This is a genomic window from Streptomyces sp. LZ34, assembly GCF_053890475.1.
Window position 1 is genome coordinate 4,954,259 of sequence record NZ_CM132680.1, and the last position, 18,908, is coordinate 4,973,166.

The following is an 18,908-nucleotide window of genomic DNA, read 5'->3' on the forward strand; positions in this document are numbered from 1 at the left end:
CCGCGGCGCCCGCCGCGCTCTGCTACCCCTACCAGCCCGGCGGCGGCGGAGGCGGGGGCGAGGAGGGCGGCGGCGGGACCGCGGGCGGGGATGCGGGCGGCGGGCCGGGCGGGGACGCCGGCGGAGTGGTGGGCGGGGCCGTGGGCGGCGGGGTGTAGCCGTAGCCGCCGCCCCCTCCGCCGTAGCCTCCGTACCCGCCATAGCCGCCGTAGCCCCCGTACGGCGGAGCCGCGGGCCCGCCCCATCCGGCGAGCGGCTCGGCGTCCGCGGGGATGCCGGGCTGCGCCAGCGCGATCAGCACGACCAGGCCGGCGAGCGCCTCGAAGAACGCGGTCAGCACGGAGAGCACACCCACGGTCGGCAGGTCGTCGAAGTGGTCGAGGACGTCGTACTTGATGTACGTGGAGATCGCGATGATCGAATAGCCCAGCACCAGGACCGCCACCGTCATCCCCAGCGGCCGGGCCAGCGGCGCCCGGCCGAGCGCCGCGAAGGCGGCCACCAGCGCCAGCAAGGCCATCGTCCAGGCCGTCCACCCGCTGGGCGGCGAGAGCAGCGTGATGAGCATGTACTTTCCGGTGAGCGTGTGCTCGTAGATGTCCCAGCCCTGCTTCTGGGCCCAGTAGATCTGCCAGGCGCCCGCGACGACCGCGACGGCTCCCAGGAACAGCGCGGCCGCCACGGCGGCCCCGGGCGTCGGCCGGGCGGGCGGCCGGTCGGCGGGCGAGACGGCGTAGTCGGGGACGGCCCCGTCGGCCGGGCGCCGGCCAGCGGCCACGACGACCAGCAGAGCGACCCCGAGCAGGACCGCCGTCCACGCGCTCAGCTGCGCGCGGGTCTTCAGCCCGTCGGGGACACCCTGCATCCAGTCGGCGTGCAGATTCCACAGGCTGGGCAGGCGCAGCGCGACCGTCGCGACGGCGGCCGAGGCCAGCGCCCCGGCGGCGGCCGGCGAGCGCAGCGCCACGCCCAGCACGCGCAGGTAGACGACCAGCAGGATCAGATCGACCAGGGACGACCCGGAGACGCCGCCGGGGGGCCCGTACCGTAGCCCGGCCCAGGTCCACCACACATGACTGGCCTCGTCGGCCTTGTCGAAATCCCGGATGATCCACGCCAGTGCGATCAGCCCGAGCACAGCGCAGACCAGCGCCCCGAAGGTGCGCGCGCCGCGGTTGAGTATCCGTCCCTGCCCCATGGCTGTAGGTTTGCCCCGCCCCGACCCCTGATCAACCGTCCCGGGTGTCACCAATGTGCCGACATAAGTGACCGGCCGGGGCGACATGGCGCGCCCCGGCCGGTCTACGGCACCCGCACGGCCGTACGCAGTTCAGCCTGACGCGTCCGTATATCGGTATCGCGTCAGCCAAGTTGCTTGCTTGTTAACGCGTTTGATGCGTGTTGCTCACTCTTTGTCGCCGTCGAGTGATCTTTGTCAAGCACGCGGGGACCTCGATCTGCAAAATGTTCGCTCAAGACTGCGGTGAGCGCCCCTTCCGCTTCCGCTGTCCCCTTGACTGAGCTGGTAGTCGGTTGCGAAAGTCCGCTCATCCCGAGACGCGCACGACCACCGGCGGACGGGAGCGACATGACGCGAGTAGACAAACGCGAATAGACAAGCGATCAGTGCGGGGGGCGCTACGCGATGACGAGTCCTTCCCAGGCCGCCGCGCCCGGGGCGAACACCCCCGGTCCGGATGGAGCGCCGACGGCCGAAGTCGGCAAGGACAGCGCGCCGTTGGTGGGGCGGTCGCCCGGCCAGTTGATGTGGCGGCGTTTCAAACGCGACAAGACAGGCGTGATTTCGGCCTACGTCGTGATCTTCTTCTTTGCAATCGCCTTACTCGCGCCCGTGATCGCAGGGCTGTACGGCAAGGATCCGTACACCACTTACGGACTCGACAGGCCCGGGCTGCTCAACGAGTTCTACTACCCCATCAAGCCCAACGGGGGCATCGACGGCGAGTTCTGGTTCGGCCTCCAGCCCCAGCTCGGCCGGGATGTGTTCACCCAACTCCTGTACGGCATACGGACCTCACTCCTGATCGCTGTCGCCGTCACCCTCCTGTGCACCCTCACCGGCATCCTCGTCGGCGTCACGGCCGGCTACATGGGCGGCAAGACCGACTACTTCCTCGGCCGCTTCATCGATCTGCTCCTCGCCTTCCCCGCACAGCTGTCCTTCGTGGCCTTCACGCCCGTCGTCTACGCGCTCTTCGTCAACCCGGAGAAGGAGACGCCCACCTATCTGCGGGTCATCACCTTGATCCTGGTCCAGTGGGCGCTGGGCTGGATGGGCCTGGCCCGGCTGCTGCGAGGGCAGGTGCTCAGCCTGCGCGAGCGGGAGTTCGTGGAGGCCGCGAAGGTGACCGGCGCCTCCCCCTGGCGGATCATCCGCAAGGAGCTGCTGCCCAATCTGTGGACGCCGATCCTGGTGCAGTCGACGCTGATGCTGCCGACCTTCGTGACCGCCGAGGCCGGGCTCTCCTTCCTCGGCGTCGGACTCGTCGAGCCGACGCCCGACTGGGGCCGGATGTTCGCCACCGGCGCCAGGCACTACCAGAACGACATCACGTACATGTTCTTCCCGGGCGTGGCCATGGTGATCTTCGTGGTGGCCTTCAACCTGCTCGGGGACTCGGTCCGGGACGCATTCGATCCGAAGACTAAGCGCTAGGCAGGTGCAACGACACATGACCTCATCCACACGGGGCAGAGGACGGCATGCGGCCGTCTCTCTGGCGATCGGGGCCCTCGTGCTCTCAGCCTGCAGCAGCGGGGGTGGGAACAGCGAGGAGACCGAAAAGAACAAGCCGGACAAGTCACGGGCCGAGAACTACTCCATAGGCACCGCGGCCGACTCCACCGGCCCGGCCGCCGGGGTGCCCGGCGCCAAGAAGGGCGGGACGGTCAACGTCCTGCAGCGCGACGCCTTCACCTATCTCGACCCGGCACAGATCTACTACGCCGACATGCTGACCGTCCAGATGCTCTACAACCGGTCGCTGACCACCTACAAGGTCGACGACAAGGGCCGGGTCAAGCTCGTCGGCGACCTCGCCACCGACACCGGCAAGTCCTCGGACGGCGGCAAGACCTGGACGTACACGCTCAAGGACAACCTCAAGTTCGAGGACGGGTCCCCGATCACCTCCGCCGACGTCCGGCAGTCCATCGAGCGGCTCTACGCCAAGTGGGCCACCGACGGCCCGCTGTACATCCCGCAGTGGCTCTCGGGTGAGGGTCAGAGCTTCCGCAAGGCGCTGCCCGACGGCCCGTACAAGGGCAAGCACCTGCCCAAGGACGTGCTCGACACGCCGAACGACAAAACGATCGTCTTCCACTTCAAGGAGCCGCACGCGGACACTCCGTACGCGGCCGCCATGCCGAACGTCGGCGCGGTGCCCTCCGACGGCAAGAAGGACACCGCCGACAAGTACACCAACCACCCGGTCTCCTCCGGCCCGTACAAGATCGACAAGCTCAACCCGGGCAAGTCGCTGACCCTGGTGCGCAACGACCAGTGGGACCCGAACACGGACGCGGTCCGCCACCAGTACCCGGACAAGTTCGACATCCGCTTCGGCATCCAGGAGCCCGACTCCGCCCGCCGGCTGCTGGCCGAGCGGGGCAGCGACAAACAGGCGATGAGCTTCACCAACGCGGTCACGACCGAGTCCGGCCAGGAGGTCGACAACGACCCGGGCACCAAGTCGCGCACCTTCCTGGAGGTGCAGCCCTACGTCGACTACATGGCCATCAACATGGACCGGATCAAGGACAAGAAGGTCCGGGAAGCCCTCGCCTACGCCATGCCCAACGACCAGATCCTCGGCCAGTTCGGCGGCCCGCGGGCCGGGCAGGTGGCGGGGAACCTGCTGGCTCCCTCGCTCGCCGGCTGGAAGGACTTCGACCCCTTCGGCAAGACGAAGAAGGAGAACAAGGGCGGCGACATCAAGAAGGCCAAGGAGCTGCTGAAGGAGGCGGGCAAGGAGGGGCAGGAGATCGTCTACGCCTACCCCAACACCACCGAGTACCAGAACGTCTCCGTGGTCGTCGTCAAGGCCCTGGAAGCGGCCGGGTTCAAGGTGGAGAAGAAGGAGATCGACTCCAACAACTTCACCACCGAGATCGCCAAGGTCGACAACGGCTTCGACATCTACCGCGCCTCCTGGGGCGCCGACTGGCCGGTCGGCTCGACCGTGGTCCCGCCGCTGTTCGACAGCAAGGCCGTCGCCGACGGCTCGCAGAACTACTGGCACCTCAAGGACGGCAAGGTCGACGCCGAGATCGCCCGCATCCTGAAGATCGCGGACGTGGAGAAGGCCTCCGGCGAGTGGGTCACCCTCGCCAACAAGATCCTCACCGACCATGTGCCGGCCGTCCCGCTCTTCTACAACCGCCAGTGGAACATCTGGGGTTCGGGGCTCGGTGGGATCAAGTACCACTCCGTGTACGGAACCGCGGACCCGACCGCGGTGTATGTGAAGTAGCAGTCGGTTACCTCACCAGCCCCCAGGGCACGCTGTCCGCCACCCTCCGCGGGTGGCGGACAGCGCCGCCCGTCCGATCCGCCCTGGTCGCCCAAGGCGCCCGTACCGGAAGACCCGCGACGCCATGCTTCGTTTCCTCGTACGCCGCTCTCTCGGCGCGATCGTCATCATCCTCCTGATCAGCGCGATCACGTTCTTCCTCTTCTTCGCGCTGCCCTCGGAGCCGGCGCAGCTGGCCTGCGGCAAGAACTGCGGCCCGGACGCCATCGCTCTCATCAACAAGAACCTGGGCCTCGACGAGCCCGTCCCGGTCCAGTACTGGCACTATCTGGCCGGCATCTTCGCCGGCCGGGACTTCGAGGTCGGCCACTGCCCGGCCCCCTGCTTCGGCTACTCCTTCACCAACTCCCAGCCGGTGTGGGACACCATCGTGGACCGCTACCCGACCACGCTCTCGCTCGCCGTCGGCGGCGCCGCCGTCTTCCTGGTCATCGGGGTGGCCATCGGCATGATCGCGGCCGCCAAGCGCGGCACCTTCACCGACAAGTTCTTCAGCTCCCTGTCGCTGATCGGCAACTCGCTGCAGATCTACTTCGTCGGCGTCATCGCGCTGTGGCTGCTGGTCGACACCTGGGGCCTGATCGACCGGCCCGAGTACATCCCGATCACCGAGAATCCGGCCAAGTGGTTCAGCGGGCTGCTGCTGCCCTGGCTGGTGCTCTCCATCATCTTCATCGCCAACTACAGCCGTATGACGCGCTCCCAGATGGTCGAGCAGCTGAACGAGGAGCATGTGCGCACCGCGCGGGCCAAGGGGATGTCGGGCCGTACGGTCTTCTTCCGCTACGCCTGGCGGGGCGCGATAGCACCGATCATCACCATCGTCGGCATCGACCTGGGCTCGCTGTTCGGCGGCGCGATGATCACGGAGTTCACCTTCACCCTGCACGGCCTGGGCCGGCTCGCCGTGGAGTCGGTGACCGAGAAGGACCTCCCGATGCTGATGGGCGTGATGCTCTTCAGCTGCACGGCGATCGTCATCGCCAACATCATCGTGGACGCTCTGTACGCCGTCATCGACCCGCGCGTGCGCCTCGCCTAGGAGATGTCCCGTAATGCCAGATGAGATGTCCTGTCCCGATGTGGGTGGCGTGGTGTTCTTGCTACGCGGTGATCTCCAGTTCGAGGTTGTGCAGGACGGCGACGCCGGTGATGGCGTGGTCGGTGCTGTCGCCTTTGCGTCGGCACTGTCGGAGGACCTGGTGGCCCTTGAGCCGGGCCAGGGCGTGTTCGGCGACCGCGACCACGCGCCGGTCCCGGGCCCGGCACATCACCTGGGCGTTGACGCTGCGCCGGTAGTTCATGGACTTCGCGGTGCGCTTCTTGTCGTGAACGGGGATCAGCGTGCCGTCCACCAGCCACAACTCGCGTCTGTCGGTGGGCGGCGGGTCGAGCAAGGCCGCCAGGTGGGGTGCGAGGTCAGCGATGGTGCGGTGGACGGCGGAGTCCCCGAACAGGAAGCCCATTTGCAGCATGGTCAAGTTGGTGCGGCAGGCCAGTGTGACCGGCAGCACCCGGTCGGCATAGGCCAGAGCCCATGGGCCGTCCCCGGCCGCAGTCGGGCGGCGGTGCCACAGCCAGGTGATCAGCATCTTCAACTGCGGGCCGGACAGGCCGGTCCATGCCCGCAGTTCGGAACTGGAGCAGGAGGCCACACAAAGATGCACACATCAGACCGTAACTCGAACTGACGAACCGGCGTTATACCTGACGCTGACGCTGGCCTGGGGAGAGGAGGGAAGATGAAGATGCCGCCGCGACAGCAGCCTGCTTCTGCTTCGGGGGAGAGTCGGCGGTTTCGGGGGTCGAACAAGGCCGAGCCGTGGCGGCGGGAGAAGGATGCCGCGGTGTCAGTGATCCGGCTGCCGCTGGTGGTGGACGACCCGGGGCCCCGGCGCCGGGTGGAGTTGCTGTTCGGGGCGATGTGGCAGGTCAAGCGGGCTCTTCAGCGCGACGCACGGGCGGTGGTGGACGCCTACTGGGCCGGTGACGCGCGCCGCGAGAGCGATGCGAAGGCGTGGCGGGCGGAACTGGGCCTGTCCCGTACCGGGCTGGAGCACCGCGCCTACGCCCATGCGGAGCGCTCAGGCTGGCTGGGCGACCATGTCTCCAAGGCGCTGGCGATGCACCAGGCCGATGAGGTGTGGGCCGGGGTGGCCCGGCACCTGCACCCCGACGCTTCCGGGCAGCGGGCCGGACGCCCGAAAACCGGGACCTGGTGGGAATACACCCGTATCCCCGGCCGGGCCCGCTCCCACACAGTGGAGCGGAAATGGGAGACCTTCCGTCTGCACGGCACCCTGGCCGGGCACCTGAACGCCTTCCGGCACCCCGCACTGCCCAGCCACATCACCACCCCCGCGCAGACCGCGGCCCTGCCCCCGGGAACCTCCGTCCTCGCCCAGCCCCGCAACCTCCCCACGCCTCCCCGCCCCACAGGCCGCATCCCCACCAGCACCGTCGACGACCGAGGGCGTGCCCGTACCCGGGCGGCGACCTGGTTCGACCACACCGGACCACTGACCGTGGTCTTCGCCGGCGGCCCGAACAGCAGGGACGGGGACCTGGTGCTACCGGTCCGGCTCCCGCAGGGCGCCGACCGCTGGGCGTACCTGGCGCACTACCTGTCCGACCCCACCGGGTGGCACAAGGCCGATCTGGTCCGCCGCCGCGACGCCACAGCCCCCGGTGGCTGGACCTACGAGGCCCACCTGATGGTCCTCACCCCCGGCTACGCCTCCCCCGCCACCCGCGCCCGCCGTACCCAGGCCGCCGCCCTGGGCAGGATCGGCGGAGTGGACGGCAACGTCTCCAGCCTCGCCGTGGTCTCCTTCCCCGCCACCGGCCATCCCGACCACGGCCCCGTCCGCGCCGACACGATCACCCTCACCGAAGCCGAGCAGCACACCCTGACGGTACGGCGGCGCAAAGCCAAAGGCCGCCAGCGCGCCCTGGACCGCTCCCGCCGTTCGACCAACCCCGCCCAGTACCGGCCCTCCCGCCGCCAACAGGCCCGCGACGAGCGCCGCCACACCGCCGGGCTCCCGCCCAGGACCACCGCCACCCCCGCCGGGCCACGCCGCACCACCACCGGAAAGCCCGCCCAGCCCTACCGCCACGACACCCTCAGCACCAGCTACCGCACCCTGCGAGCCCGGCACGCGATGGCCGCCGCCCGCGAAGCCGAAGCCAAACACCACCGCGCCAGACGCATCGCCGCCGTACTGGTCGCCGCCCACGGTCCGAACCTGACCATCGAGGACTGCGACATCCGCACCTGGTTCCGCCTGTGGGGCCGTGCCTGCTCCGCCACCACCCCCGGACGGCTGATCACCCAACTCGCCGCCGAGTGCACGGCCACCGGCGGACGGCTCCTGCGCGCCTCGACCTTCACCACCGCCCTGTCCCAGCACTGCCTGTGCGGCCGACGCGCACCCAAGTCCCTGCGCCAACGCACTCATTACTGTGACCCGGCGGAAGGCGGCTGCGGGCTGTGTGGCGACCGTGACCTGGTCTCCGCCGCCCTGGCCGCCTTCACCACCCTCACCGACCCCGACGACCCCGCCACCGCGCGCCTGGACCACACCCGCGCCCGTACCGCCCAGATCCTCTTCGCCCAGGGGCTGCAAGAAGCCCTGACCGAGTCAACCGCACCGAAGTCCCCGCCCTCGGGCCGGACCCGCGCGGCAGCTGATCCCCGCGGGAACACCCTTCCCCGGCAACGGACGGCCTCTGCTCGGCGAAACGCCGGACACTGCACCGTGGCAACCCCGGATGAGACCCGACCCGCACCCACGCGGCCCAAGGCCCACGCCGGAACGACACGACCGCACACCGGCCACCCCCGTACACACATACGGGACAAGTCTTAGGAGTACGACCGACGTGACCACCCTGACCAAGTCCGAGGCCACCCCGGCCCCCACCGCGGGCGACGCCTTCCTGTCCGTGCGCGACCTGTATGTGCGCTTCGCCACCGAGGACGGCGTCGTCAAGGCCGTGGACGGCCTCTCCTTCGACCTCGAGCGCGGTCGCACCCTCGGCATCGTCGGCGAGTCCGGCTCCGGCAAGTCCGTCACCAACCTCGCCGTCCTGGGCCTGCACGACCCGCGCAACACCGAGATCCGCGGCGAGATCGTGCTGGACGGCCAGGAGCTGACCGGGGCGCCCGAGCGCACCCTGGAGAAGCTGCGCGGGAACAAGATGGCGATGATCTTCCAGGACTCGCTCACCGCCCTCTCGCCCTACTACACCGTCGGCCGCCAGATCGCCGAGCCCTACCGCAAGCACACCGGGGCCTCCAAGCGCGAGGCGTGGGGGCGCGCCATCGAGATGCTCGAGAAGGTCGGCATCCCCAACGCCAAGCTGCGGGTGCGCGACTATCCGCACCAGTTCTCCGGCGGCATGCGGCAGCGCGCGATGATCGCCATGGCCCTGGTCTGCGACCCCGACCTGCTCATCGCCGACGAGCCGACCACCGCCCTTGACGTCACCGTCCAGGCCCAGATCCTCGACCTGCTCAAGGATCTGCAGCAGGAGTTCGGCTCCGCGATCATCCTCATCACCCACGACCTGGGCGTGGTCGCCAACACCGCCGACGACCTGCTGGTCATGTACGCCGGCCGGGCGGTGGAGCGCGGCACGGTCCGCGAGGTGCTCCGGTCCCCCCGGCATCCGTACACCTGGGGGCTGCTGGGCTCCATGCCGCGCCTGACCTCCGCCGTCGACGAGCCGCTGAGCCCCATCCCCGGCGCCCCGCCCAGCCTCCTGTCCCCACCGCCCGGCTGCCCGTTCCACCCGCGCTGCGCCTACACCGAGGAGGTCGACGGCGACCGGTGCGCCACCGAGCGCCCCTCGCTGCCCGAGGGGCGGGGCGCGGCCTGCCATCTGGCCGCCGACCGCAAGCAGACCATCTTCACCGAGCAGATCAAGCCCCGGCTGGCCTAGGAGACACGGACCATGAGCAGCAACGCGTCGCCCGCGTCCGGGGAACCCCTCCTGGTCGCGGAGAAGCTGACCAAGCACTTCCCGATCATGGGCGGCTTCCCCTTCCGGCGGAAGGTCGGGGCCGTCCAGGCGGTGGACGGGATCGACCTGACCGTGCGGGCGGGCGAGAGCTTCGGCCTGGTCGGCGAGTCCGGCTGCGGCAAGTCCACCACCGGCCGGCTGCTGACCCGGCTCCTGGAGCCCACCGCCGGGACCGTCACCTATCAGGGCCAGGACATCACCCACGCGGACCGCAAAGGGCTGGCGCCGATCCGCTCCCAGATCCAGATGATCTTCCAGGACCCGTACTCCTCGCTGAACCCCCGGCAGACCGTGGGCGCGATCATCGCCGGGCCGATGGAGATCAACGGCATCGAGCCGCCGGGCGGCCGCGAGGCCCGGGTGCGCGAGCTGCTGGAGACCGTGGGCCTGAACCCCGAGCACTACAACCGCTTCCCCCATGAGTTCTCCGGCGGCCAGCGTCAGCGCATCGGCGTCGCCCGCGCGCTGGCCCTCGAACCCAAGCTCATCGTCGCCGACGAACCGGTCTCCGCGCTCGACGTCTCCATCCAGGCCCAGGTCGTCAACCTCCTCCAGGAGCTCCGCCGCGAGCTGGGCATCGCCTTCCTCTTCATCGCCCATGACCTCGCCGTCGTGCGCCACTTCTCGCAGCGCGTCGCGGTCATGTACCTCGGCAAGATCGTCGAGGTCGGCGACCGCGACTCCATCTACCTCCGCCCCCGCCACCCCTACACCCACGCCCTGCTCTCCGCGGTCCCCGAGGCCACCCTGCTGAGCGAGGAGTCGGACGAGGGCGAGGCCGCGGACACCGGAGCGAGCGGCACCGCGCGCCGCGAGCGCATCCGCCTCGCCGGCGACGTCCCCTCCCCCATCAACCCGCCCTCCGGCTGCCGCTTCCGCACCCGCTGCTGGAAGGCCCAGGACAAGTGCGCCCGCGAAGAGCCCCCGCTGATCCGCCTCGAAGGCAACCACGAGGGCCATCTGTCCGCCTGCCACTTCCCCGAGGCCCCCAGCGTGGCGGCCCGCGAGCAGGACGTGATCCTCGATCCGGCGCTGATCGCGGCGGAGGAGATCCACCAGGAGGTTCACAAGGACTGAACGTGTGGACTGAACGTGTGGACTGAACCCTGCTAGCGTCCACATGCGTGAACGACACCGTATACGTGGGCAACGCAGGCAAGGACGCCGCTCTGGACCGAGGATGGATCCTCGGGCACTTCAAAGACGCCGACGATCCCCGCCACAGCGATGCCGTGGAGATCAAGTGGGGTGTGCACCCTCCGGGTGACGAGCGAGCCCAGTGGGTGCGGGGCGAGCGACGAACCGCTCTCCTGGTCCTCATCAGCGGTCGCTTCCGCGTCGAGCTGCCCGGCCGCAGCGTTCTCCTGGAACAGCAGGGCGACTACGTCGTATGGGGGCGCGGGGTCGACCACTCCTGGTTCGCGGAGGAGGAGTCGGTGGTACTGACGGTCCGATGGCCGTCCGTGGCCGGTTATGCGGTGGACGTCGCGGAACCGCAGGGCTGACGACCAGGAAACCAAAGATTCAGGCCGGTGATCCGGCCGGCCGGGCGTCCGTATGCCTGCGTCGCCTCGTCCTCCGTGAGCTCCGGGCGAATCCCGTACCGGCCGGTCAGCCCGTGCCCGCCGCGGGTCCCGCCAGGCCGTGCAGCAGCAGGGCGGTGAGGGTGTCGACGATCTCGTCGTCGGTGGCCTGCGGGCCGCCTTCCCCTGCGGTGATGACGGCGAACCCGAGCATCGAGACCATTGCCCCCATGGCCACGGCGACCAGCGCGGGGTCGCCCGGGAGCTGGTGACCGCGCCGGCGGAGCCAGTCCAGGTGCTCACGGAAGGTGCTCGTCTCCTCGGCCATACTCGCCCACGCGCGACCCTCGCTGGGCGGACCGGCCAGGTTCGTCTGCATCAGGGCCACGACCACGGGCAGGTGGTCACGGATCACCCGCCAGGTGACGGCCACATGCTCGCGCAGCTGGTCGGGGTCCGTCAGATCGTGGTCGACCGGATGGCCGTCCGCGCCGATCTCCGTGTCGGCCTGCGCGTTCAGATCCTGCAGCAGGGCCTGGAGCAGAGCGTTCTTGTCCGCGAAGTGGGCGTAGAAGGAGCCGGTCGCGCGTCCGGCCTCGCGGGCGATGTCAGTGATCTTCGTGTCGAGATAGCCGCGTTCGGCGAACAGTCGCCGTGCCGCGTCCTTCAGCGCCGCCTCGGTCTCGGCGGCCTTCTCCTTGCGTACGCCCATCGGGTGGGCTCCTTCTCGGGCTTGACGTGGGTCTGTCCCTCCATCATAGTGAACCCCAGTTCGGTGAATTTAGATTCAATGAATGTGGATTCAGGGAGTGTGTGTGAACGTCATCGTGATCGGCGGGGGAGTGGCCGGAGCGGCGAGTGCGATTGCGCTGCGGCGGCTCGGTGTGGAGGTCACGGTGTACGAGGCGTACGCCGAACCGGCAGGTCAGGTGGGCTCGTTCCTGAGCCTGGCGTCCAACGGTCTGCGGGTGCTGCGCTCCCTCGGCGTGCTGGAGCAGGTGCAGCGGGCCGGGATCGACGTGCCGGGCCAGCGCATGTGGTCGAGCTCGGGCAAGCTGCTGGGTGATGTCCCGCGGGGCCGGTTGAGCGGCGATGACCTGCACAGCGTCACCCTGATGCGGGGCGCGCTGGTCGAGGCGCTGCGCGCGGAGGCGCTTCAGGCCGGGGCGGTCATCCTCACCGGTGAGCGCCTGGTGGACGCGGCCACCACCGAGGAGGGCGTACGGGCGATCTTCGCGAGCGGCCGTACGGCGGAGGCGTCGCTGCTCATCGGCGCGGACGGCATCTGGTCGGCCACCCGGTCGCTGCTCGACCCGCACGCGCCCGCCCCCGAGTACGCCGGCATCTACAGCATCTCGGGCATCGCCGATGGCATCGAGACCGAACCCGGCATCTTCAACCTGACTTTCGCCCGCAACGGCGCCTTCATCCACCTCGCCGCCCCCGGCGGCAAGGTCTGGTGGTCGGCCCAGGTCGCCTGCCCCGCACAGCCGGAGCTCAGCCTCACCGACGAGGAATGGCTGCGCCGCCTGGCCGGGCTCTACCGGCACGAACAGGTGCCGTCCGCGATCCTGGAGGCCACCGTCGAACTGCACCGCCCCACCCTGATGCACAGGCTCGACGCGATCCCGGTCCGCCACAACGGCCGCATCGCGTTGCTCGGCGACGCCGGGCACCCCGTCGGCGCGGGTCAGGGCGCGTCGATGGCCTTGGAGGACGCACTGGTCCTGGCACGGTCACTGGCCGCAGAGCCCTCGGTGGCGGCAGCCCTCTCGGCGTACGACGCTGCCCGCTCGGACCGCATTGCCAAGATGGTCAAGGCGGCCTCGGACAACCGCGACGCCAAGGCGGCCGGCCCGCTCGCGCGGCGGATGCGCGACCTGGTGATGCCGGTGGCGGTCCGCTTCTTCTTCGAGAAGGCCACGGCCTGGCTCTACACCCACGACTGCGGCGAACTGCCGGAGACGAGAGCGCGTCTGACGGCCTGAAAGCTGCCCGCTGGTGGCGGCGGAGTGGTGGAGGTCGCTCGGTGGCATGGGGGGTCGTAGGCGCCCGTCGCAGTCAACCGCTCGGCGCGGGCAGCCGTTCTTCGGCGAAATGGCAGGCCGAGGGGTGTGCGGCCGGGCCGTCCGTGGCCCGGAAGCCGGTGGGTACCGCGAGCCGGGGCACTTCCACCGCGCACCGGTCCTCGGCCTTCCAGCAGCGGGTGCGGAAGCGGCAGCCGGAGGGTGGGTTGGCCGGGGAGGGGACGTCGCCGGTGAGGATGATGCGCTCGCGGCCCTCACGGCCCTCACGGGACTCCGGGTCGGGGACCGGGACGGCGGACAGCAGGGCCTGGGTGTACGGATGGGTCGGGTGGTCGTAGATCTCGGTGTCGGTGCCGGTCTCGGCGAAGCGGCCCAGGTACATCACCGCCACCCGGTCGGAGATGTGGCGGACGACCGACAGGTCGTGGGCGATGAAGAGGTAGGAGAGGGCGAACTCCGCCTGGAGCCGCGCCAGCAGATTGACGACCTGTGCCTGGACGGACACGTCCAGCGCGGAGACCGGCTCGTCGCAGATGATGATCTCCGGGTTGAGGGCCAGCCCCCGCGCGATGCCGATGCGCTGGCGCTGACCGCCGGAGAACTGGTGCGGATACCGGTTGATGTACTCGGGGTTCAACCCGACCACATCCAGCAGCTCCTGCACCTTGCGGCGGCGGTCGCCCTTGGGAGCCACCTCGGGGTGGATCTCGAAAGGCTCACCGATGATGTCGCCCACCGTCATCCGGGGGTTCAGCGAGGTGTACGGATCCTGGAACACCATCTGGATGTTGCGCCGCACGGCCTTCAAGGCCCGCCCCGACAGCCTGGTGATGTCCTCGCCCCGGTAGCGGATCTCCCCCGCGCTCGGCCGCTCCAGGTTGACCAGCAGCCGGGCGAGGGTGGACTTGCCGCAGCCGGACTCGCCGACCACACCGAGCGTTTCGCCGCGCCGCAGGTCGAAGGAGACGCCGTCGACGGCCTTGACCGCGCCCACCTGGCGTTTGAAGACGACGCCCTGGGTCAGCGGGTAGAGCTTGACCAGGTCGCGGACCTGCAGGACCGGGACCTGGACCTGGGCCGGGACCGGCTCGGCGGCGGGCTCAGGGGGCTGCGATGGGGTCGCGGGCATCGAGCTCGTCCTTCCAGAAGTGGCAGGCGCTGGCCCGCCCCGCGGCCGTGCCCCCGTACGTCACCTCGTACAGCGGCGGCCGTTCGGTGCGGCAGACGTCCTGGGCGCGGGGACAGCGCGGGGTGAAGGGGCAGCCGGGCGGGAGGTCCGCCGGGCCGGGCGGCAGGCCCTTGATCGCGTACAGCTCCCGGCCCCCGCGGGCACCCCCACAGTCGAGTCGCGGCACCGAGTCCAGCAGCCCGCGGGTGTACGGGTGGGCCGGGCGGCGGTAGAGGTCGCGTACGGGTGCGGTCTCGACGATCCGGCCCGCGTACATCACCGCGATGGTGTCGGCGACGTCGGCGACCACGCCCAGGTCGTGGGTGATCAGGATCAGGCCCATGTTGTACTCGCGCCGCAGCTCCGCGAGCAGGTCCATGACCTGGGCCTGGACGGTCACGTCCAGGGCGGTGGTCGGCTCGTCGGCGATGATCAGGTCCGGCTCCAGCGCCAGCGCCATGGCGATCATGATGCGCTGGCGCATACCGCCGGAGAACTGGTGCGGATAGTCGCCCACCCGCTCCTTCGCCGCCGGGATGCGCACCCGGTCCATCAGCTCGACGGCCCTGGCGCGCGCGGCGCGGCGCGGCAGGCCCTGGTGGACCTCGTACATCTCGGCGAGCTGGGCGCCCACCGGCACCACCGGGTTCAGCGCGGAGAGCGCGTCCTGGAAGATCATCGCCATGCGGGCGCCACGCACCCGGCGGCGTTCCTCCTCGACCGTCTCCAGCAGGTCCCGCCCCTGGAAGAGGATCCGCCCGTCGGTCACCTGGGCGGGCGGCGAGTCGAGAATGCCCATGATCGCCTGGGCGGTCACCGACTTGCCCGACCCCGACTCGCCCAGCACCGCCAGCGTCCGGCCGGCGTCCACGCCCAACGTCACCCCGCTCACGGCCTCGGTGACCCCGTCCCTGGTGCGGAATTCGACCCGCAGGTCCCGGACGTCCAGCAGACGGGGCACGGCGGGCGGCGCCCCACACGGTTCGCTCATCTCCCGCTCCCTCAGCGCAGCTTCGGGTCGAGCGCGTCGCGCACCGCGTCGCCGAGCATGATGAACGCCAGCACCGTGACGCTCAGCGCCCCGGCGGGCCACAGCAGCATGTGCGGGGCGTTGCGGATCTGGGTGGAGGCGGACGAGATGTCGATCCCCCAGGAGACGGTCGGCGGCTTGAGCCCCACGCCGAGGAACGACAGCGTCGCCTCCAGCGAGATGTACGTGCCGAGCGCGATGGTGGCGACGACGATCACGGGGGCCACGGCGTTGGGCGCGATGTGCCGCAGCAACGTCCGGGCGTCGCTCGCGCCGAGCGCCCGCGCCGCCTGGACGTAGTCGTGTCGTTTGGAGGTCAGGACGGCCCCGCGCGCGATGCGGGAGATCTGCGGCCAGCCCAGCAGCACGATGAAGCCGACCACCGGCCACACCGACCCGCTGGTGACCACGGACAGGAAGACCAGCCCGCCCAGCAGGATCGGGATGCCGAAGAAGACGTCGGCGATCCGCGACAGCAGGGCGTCCCACCAGCCCCCGTAGTACCCGGCCAGCCCGCCGAGCACGCTGCCGAGCAGGGCCGCGCCCGCGGTGGCGCAGATGCCGACGGCGATGGAGGCGCGGGCCCCGTAGACGGTGCGGGTGTAGACGTCGCGGCCCTGGAGGTCGTAGCCGAAGGGATGGCCGGGCGCCGGGCCGTCCTGCGCCTTGGAGAGGTCGGCGCGGTACGGATTGCCGTCCGTGATCAGCTCCGGCCAGATCGCGATCAGTACGAGGAAGACGATGACCAGGGCGGAGGCCAGGAAGACCGGGTTGCGGCGCAGGTCCCGCCAGGCGTCGGACCACAGCCCGCGGGGGGCCGCGGACCGGCCGGCCGGTCCGCGGCCCTGGTCCCGGCCGCCTCCGCGCCTGCGGGCGGGTACGGCCGCGGGGGCGCCCCGCAGGGCGTGGGTGTCGGCCGCGGCCAGGGCCTGTGCGCCGCCGCCGGCCGGGGCGATCGCTTGGGGGGTGTCAAACGGCTCAGGCATACCGGATCCTCGGGTCGAGCACGGCGTAGAGGAGGTCGACAAGCAGGTTCGCCAGCAGGAAGACGATCACGAGGATGGTCACGAAGCCGACGACCGTCGGGGAGTTCTGACGCAGGATGCCCTGGTAGAGCTGGTAGCCCACGCCGTGGATGTTGAAGATCCGCTCGGTGACGATGGCGCCGCCCATGAGCGCGCCGATGTCGGTGCCGAGGAAGGTCACCACGGGGATCAGGGAGTTGCGCAGCAGGTGGCGGACGATCACCCGGCGGCGTGGCAGCCCCTTGGCGACCGCGGTGCGCACATAGTCGGCGCGGGCGTTCTCGACGATGGAGGTGCGGGTGAGCCGGGTGGTGTACGCGAGCGACACCAGGCCCAGGACGACGCCCGGTAGCAGCAGCTGGCCCAGCGGCGCCTCCGGCGCGACGGAGGGCGTGGTCCAGCCCCACTTCACCCCGATCAGGTACTGGAGCACCGAGCCGCTGACGAAGGTCGGGACGGAGACCACGACCAGGGTCAGCAGCAGTACGGAGGTGTCCAGGCCGCGCCCGCGCCGCAACCCGGTCGCGACGCCGAGGGTGAGCCCGAGGGCCATCTCGAAGAGCACGGCGACGAGGGTGAGCCGGAGGGTGACGGGGAAGGCGTCGGCCATCAGCTCGGTGACGGGCCGGCCGTCGAAGGCGGTGCCGAAGTGGCCGCTGAAGACCTGCCCCATGTAGTGCGCGTACTGCCGCCACAGCGGCTCGTCGAGGTAGAGCTCCTGGCGGATGCGGGCGGCGGTGGCCGGGTCGGGGGCCTTGTCGCCGAAGAGCGCGGCGACGGGGTCGCCCAGCGCGTACACCATGAAGAAGATCAGGAAGGTGGTGCCCAGGAACACGGGGATCATCTGGAGCAGCCGCCGGAGCGCATGACGGCCCATGGGTCAGCCGACCTTGATCCGGTCGTAGACCGGGACGCTGAACTGGTTGAGGGCCACGCCGTCGAGCCGGGACGAGTAGCCCGCGCTGCCGTTCTGGTACCACAGCGGGATGGCGGGCATCTGCGTGGCGAGGATCTTCTCGGCGTCCTGGAAGGCGGAGATGGCCGCTCCGTCGCCGGACTCGGCGTTGGCCCGGTCGACGAGCCGGTCGAAGGCGGTGTCGCTCCAGTGGCCGTCGTTGGAGGAGGCGTCGGTGTAGTAGAGCGGCTGGAGGAAGTTCTGGATCAGCGGGTAGTCCATCTGCCAGCCGGCCCGGAACGGCCCGGTCATCCGCTGGCCGGCCATCTTGTTGCGGTAGTCGGCGAAGGTGCCGACCGGTCTGCCGACGCAGGCCCGGTCGCTGCGCAGCACGTTGTTGACGCTGTTGCAGACCGCGTCGACCCAGTCCTTGTGGGACCCGGTGTCGGCGTTGTACGTGATGGTCATCCGGCCGCCGGGCAGCCCGCCGCCCGCCTTGATCAGCGCCCTGGCCCGTACCGGGTCGAAGTCGCAGGCGTCGCCGCACAGGCCGGGCCGGTAGCCGCCCTGGCGGCGCAGCACCGGGGAGGTCCAGTCGGTGGCCGGGGTCCGGGTGCCGTGGAAGATCCGGTCGGTGATCTGCGCGCGGTTGATCGCCATGGAGATGCCGCGCCGCAGCTTGGCCGAGCCCGGGCCCCGCCAGCGGCGGTCGTACATCGGGAAGGTGAGGGTCTGGATGATGCCGGCGGGCTGGTTGATGTAGCGGTCGCCGAGGTCGGAGCGGACGAACTTCAGCTGGGCGGCGGGCACATCGTCCACCAGGTCGAGGTTGCCCGCCTGCAGATCGGTGTAGGCGGTGTTGCTGTCGGTGTAGACGCGCAGTTCGACGCCCTTGTTGCGGGGCTTGTCCGGGCCGGGGTAGTCGTCCCGGGCGCGCAGCTTCATGACCGAGCCCTTGGCGTACGAGACCACTTCGTACGGGCCGTTGCCGACGGGTTTGCGCAGCCAGGCGGCGTGGTCTTCGAAGAAGGCGCGGGGCAGCGGCGCGTAGGCGTTGTAGCCGAGCGTCTTGGGCCAGCTGGAGAACTTCTGGCTGAGCTTGACCGTGAAGGTCCGCTCGTCCTTGACGCGCAGGCCGGAGAGGGTCTTCGCGGTGGGGCTGCCGGTGACCGGGTGGACCTTGTCGTAGCCCTGGATGTACTCGAAGAAGTAGGCGTTGCGCTGCGCGTTGTCGAGCAGGGCGCCGTAGTTCCAGGCGTCCACGAAGGACTTGGCGGTGACCTTCTCGCCGTTGCCGAACCGCCGGCCGCCCTTGATGGTGACGGTGAAGGTCCGCTGGTCGGTCGTCCGGATCCGGTCGGCGAGCGCGTTCTTGGCCTCGCCGGTCGCGGGGTCGTACCGCTTGAGCCCGCGGAAGATCATGTCCAGGACCTTGCCGCCCTGGACGTCATTGATGTTGGCGGGCTCCAGCGGGTTGGGCGGGTCGCCCCAGGAGGACCGTACGACGCCCTGGGGCGCGTCGCCGCCGCCGCAGCCCGTCGCGGCGAGGGCGAGCACCAGCGGGACGAGGAGGCCGCCCGGCGCGCCCACGGCCCGCGTGGCACGCCGAACGCGCCGAACGCGCGCGGCTGAGCGCATGGGTGCCTCCCGAGGGCGGAT

16 protein-coding genes are annotated in these 18,908 nt (G+C 70.2%); 8 read left to right on the top strand and 8 right to left on the bottom strand.

What is annotated here, in order from left to right:
* Positions 1-28: 28 nt before the first annotated feature.
* Entirely contained in the window at positions 29-1,198 is a 1,170-nt protein-coding gene (locus ACWY4P_RS19515) for a hypothetical protein (protein ID WP_456211821.1), read from the bottom strand.
* 447 nt (positions 1,199-1,645) lie between these two features.
* Here ACWY4P_RS19515 and ACWY4P_RS19520 point away from each other — a divergent pair, with 447 nt between their 5' ends.
* From ACWY4P_RS19520 to ACWY4P_RS19530, 3 genes are all read left to right on the top strand, one after another.
* Positions 1,646-2,677: an ABC transporter permease gene (locus tag ACWY4P_RS19520; RefSeq protein ID WP_456211822.1), complete on the top strand. Its 1,032-nt coding sequence runs from the start codon at positions 1,646-1,648 to the stop codon at positions 2,675-2,677.
* A 16-nt stretch (positions 2,678-2,693) separates the two neighbouring features.
* Complete coding sequence (locus ACWY4P_RS19525; protein WP_456211823.1) at positions 2,694-4,493, top strand: ABC transporter substrate-binding protein; 1,800 nt, start codon at positions 2,694-2,696, stop codon at positions 4,491-4,493.
* 124 nt (positions 4,494-4,617) lie between these two features.
* The gene (locus ACWY4P_RS19530) at positions 4,618-5,595 is read left to right on the top strand and encodes an ABC transporter permease (protein ID WP_456211824.1); all 978 of its coding nucleotides are present in this window, start codon (positions 4,618-4,620) and stop codon (positions 5,593-5,595) included.
* 61 nt (positions 5,596-5,656) lie between these two features.
* On the opposite strand, the gene ACWY4P_RS19535 is transcribed toward ACWY4P_RS19530, so the two are convergent.
* The gene (locus ACWY4P_RS19535; RefSeq protein WP_456211825.1) at positions 5,657-6,220 is read right to left on the bottom strand and encodes a hypothetical protein; all 564 of its coding nucleotides are present in this window, start codon (positions 6,218-6,220) and stop codon (positions 5,657-5,659) included.
* A gap of 180 nt (positions 6,221-6,400) precedes the next feature.
* On the opposite strand from ACWY4P_RS19535, the gene ACWY4P_RS19540 reads away from it, so the two are divergent.
* Genes ACWY4P_RS19540 through ACWY4P_RS19555 form a run of 4 tightly spaced genes read left to right on the top strand, consistent with a single transcriptional unit; the run spans position 6,401 to position 11,086 of the window.
* On the top strand, positions 6,401-8,425 hold the full coding sequence (locus tag ACWY4P_RS19540; RefSeq protein ID WP_456211826.1) for a transposase: 2,025 nt from the start codon (positions 6,401-6,403) through the stop codon (positions 8,423-8,425).
* A gap of 13 nt (positions 8,426-8,438) precedes the next feature.
* Positions 8,439-9,500: an ABC transporter ATP-binding protein gene (locus ACWY4P_RS19545; protein WP_456211827.1), complete on the top strand. Its 1,062-nt coding sequence runs from the start codon at positions 8,439-8,441 to the stop codon at positions 9,498-9,500.
* A gap of 12 nt (positions 9,501-9,512) precedes the next feature.
* On the top strand, positions 9,513-10,658 hold the full coding sequence (locus ACWY4P_RS19550; protein ID WP_456211828.1) for an ABC transporter ATP-binding protein: 1,146 nt from the start codon (positions 9,513-9,515) through the stop codon (positions 10,656-10,658).
* Positions 10,659-10,705: 47 nt separating this feature from the next.
* Positions 10,706-11,086 (top strand): signal peptidase I, encoded by a 381-nt coding sequence (locus ACWY4P_RS19555; RefSeq protein WP_456211829.1) that lies wholly within the window; start codon positions 10,706-10,708, stop codon positions 11,084-11,086.
* Positions 11,087-11,192: 106 nt separating this feature from the next.
* Here the strand turns inward: ACWY4P_RS19555 and ACWY4P_RS19560 are convergent, their stop codons facing one another.
* Positions 11,193-11,816, bottom strand: coding sequence for a TetR/AcrR family transcriptional regulator (locus tag ACWY4P_RS19560; RefSeq protein ID WP_456211830.1), 624 nt, complete (start codon positions 11,814-11,816; stop codon positions 11,193-11,195).
* 103 nt (positions 11,817-11,919) lie between these two features.
* On the opposite strand from ACWY4P_RS19560, the gene ACWY4P_RS19565 reads away from it, so the two are divergent.
* Positions 11,920-13,092, top strand: coding sequence for an FAD-dependent oxidoreductase (locus ACWY4P_RS19565; protein WP_456211831.1), 1,173 nt, complete (start codon positions 11,920-11,922; stop codon positions 13,090-13,092).
* Between the two features lie 73 nt (positions 13,093-13,165).
* Here the strand turns inward: ACWY4P_RS19565 and ACWY4P_RS19570 are convergent, their stop codons facing one another.
* From ACWY4P_RS19570 to ACWY4P_RS19590, 5 genes are read right to left on the bottom strand one after another with little or no spacing between them, the layout of a single operon-like run.
* Complete coding sequence (locus tag ACWY4P_RS19570; RefSeq protein ID WP_456211832.1) at positions 13,166-14,260, bottom strand: ABC transporter ATP-binding protein; 1,095 nt, start codon at positions 14,258-14,260, stop codon at positions 13,166-13,168.
* Complete coding sequence (locus ACWY4P_RS19575; RefSeq protein ID WP_456211833.1) at positions 14,232-15,290, bottom strand: ABC transporter ATP-binding protein; 1,059 nt, start codon at positions 15,288-15,290, stop codon at positions 14,232-14,234. Before ACWY4P_RS19575 ends, ACWY4P_RS19570 begins: the two co-directional genes overlap by 29 nt.
* 11 nt (positions 15,291-15,301) lie before the next feature.
* Positions 15,302-16,315, bottom strand: coding sequence for an ABC transporter permease (locus ACWY4P_RS19580; RefSeq protein ID WP_456211834.1), 1,014 nt, complete (start codon positions 16,313-16,315; stop codon positions 15,302-15,304).
* Positions 16,308-17,231 carry an ABC transporter permease gene (locus ACWY4P_RS19585; RefSeq protein ID WP_456211835.1) on the bottom strand — a complete coding sequence of 308 codons (924 nt, stop codon included), beginning with the start codon at positions 17,229-17,231 and terminating at the stop codon, positions 16,308-16,310. The genes ACWY4P_RS19580 and ACWY4P_RS19585 overlap by 8 nt, the downstream gene beginning before the upstream one ends.
* Before the next feature lie 3 nt (positions 17,232-17,234).
* Positions 17,235-18,887 (bottom strand): peptide ABC transporter substrate-binding protein, encoded by a 1,653-nt coding sequence (locus ACWY4P_RS19590; protein WP_456211836.1) that lies wholly within the window; start codon positions 18,885-18,887, stop codon positions 17,235-17,237.
* Between the last annotated feature and the right edge of the window lie 21 nt (positions 18,888-18,908).

Excerpts from the sequence above, each read along its gene's own strand:
- ACWY4P_RS19550 (WP_456211828.1), top strand. The coding sequence starts at position 9,513 with ATGAGCAGCAACGCGTCGCCCGCGTCCGGGGAACCCCTCCTGGTCGCG.
- ACWY4P_RS19560 (WP_456211830.1), bottom strand. The coding sequence starts at position 11,816 with ATGGGCGTACGCAAGGAGAAGGCCGCCGAGACCGAGGCGGCGCTGAAG.
- ACWY4P_RS19525 (WP_456211823.1), top strand. The coding sequence starts at position 2,694 with ATGACCTCATCCACACGGGGCAGAGGACGGCATGCGGCCGTCTCTCTG.
- ACWY4P_RS19590 (WP_456211836.1), bottom strand. The coding sequence starts at position 18,887 with ATGCGCTCAGCCGCGCGCGTTCGGCGCGTTCGGCGTGCCACGCGGGCC.
- ACWY4P_RS19570 (WP_456211832.1), bottom strand. The coding sequence starts at position 14,260 with ATGCCCGCGACCCCATCGCAGCCCCCTGAGCCCGCCGCCGAGCCGGTC.
- ACWY4P_RS19585 (WP_456211835.1), bottom strand. The coding sequence starts at position 17,231 with ATGGGCCGTCATGCGCTCCGGCGGCTGCTCCAGATGATCCCCGTGTTC.
- ACWY4P_RS19530 (WP_456211824.1), top strand. The coding sequence starts at position 4,618 with ATGCTTCGTTTCCTCGTACGCCGCTCTCTCGGCGCGATCGTCATCATC.
- ACWY4P_RS19515 (WP_456211821.1), bottom strand. The coding sequence starts at position 1,198 with ATGGGGCAGGGACGGATACTCAACCGCGGCGCGCGCACCTTCGGGGCG.
- ACWY4P_RS19520 (WP_456211822.1), top strand. The coding sequence starts at position 1,646 with ATGACGAGTCCTTCCCAGGCCGCCGCGCCCGGGGCGAACACCCCCGGT.
- ACWY4P_RS19580 (WP_456211834.1), bottom strand. The coding sequence starts at position 16,315 with ATGCCTGAGCCGTTTGACACCCCCCAAGCGATCGCCCCGGCCGGCGGC.
- ACWY4P_RS19575 (WP_456211833.1), bottom strand. The coding sequence starts at position 15,290 with ATGAGCGAACCGTGTGGGGCGCCGCCCGCCGTGCCCCGTCTGCTGGAC.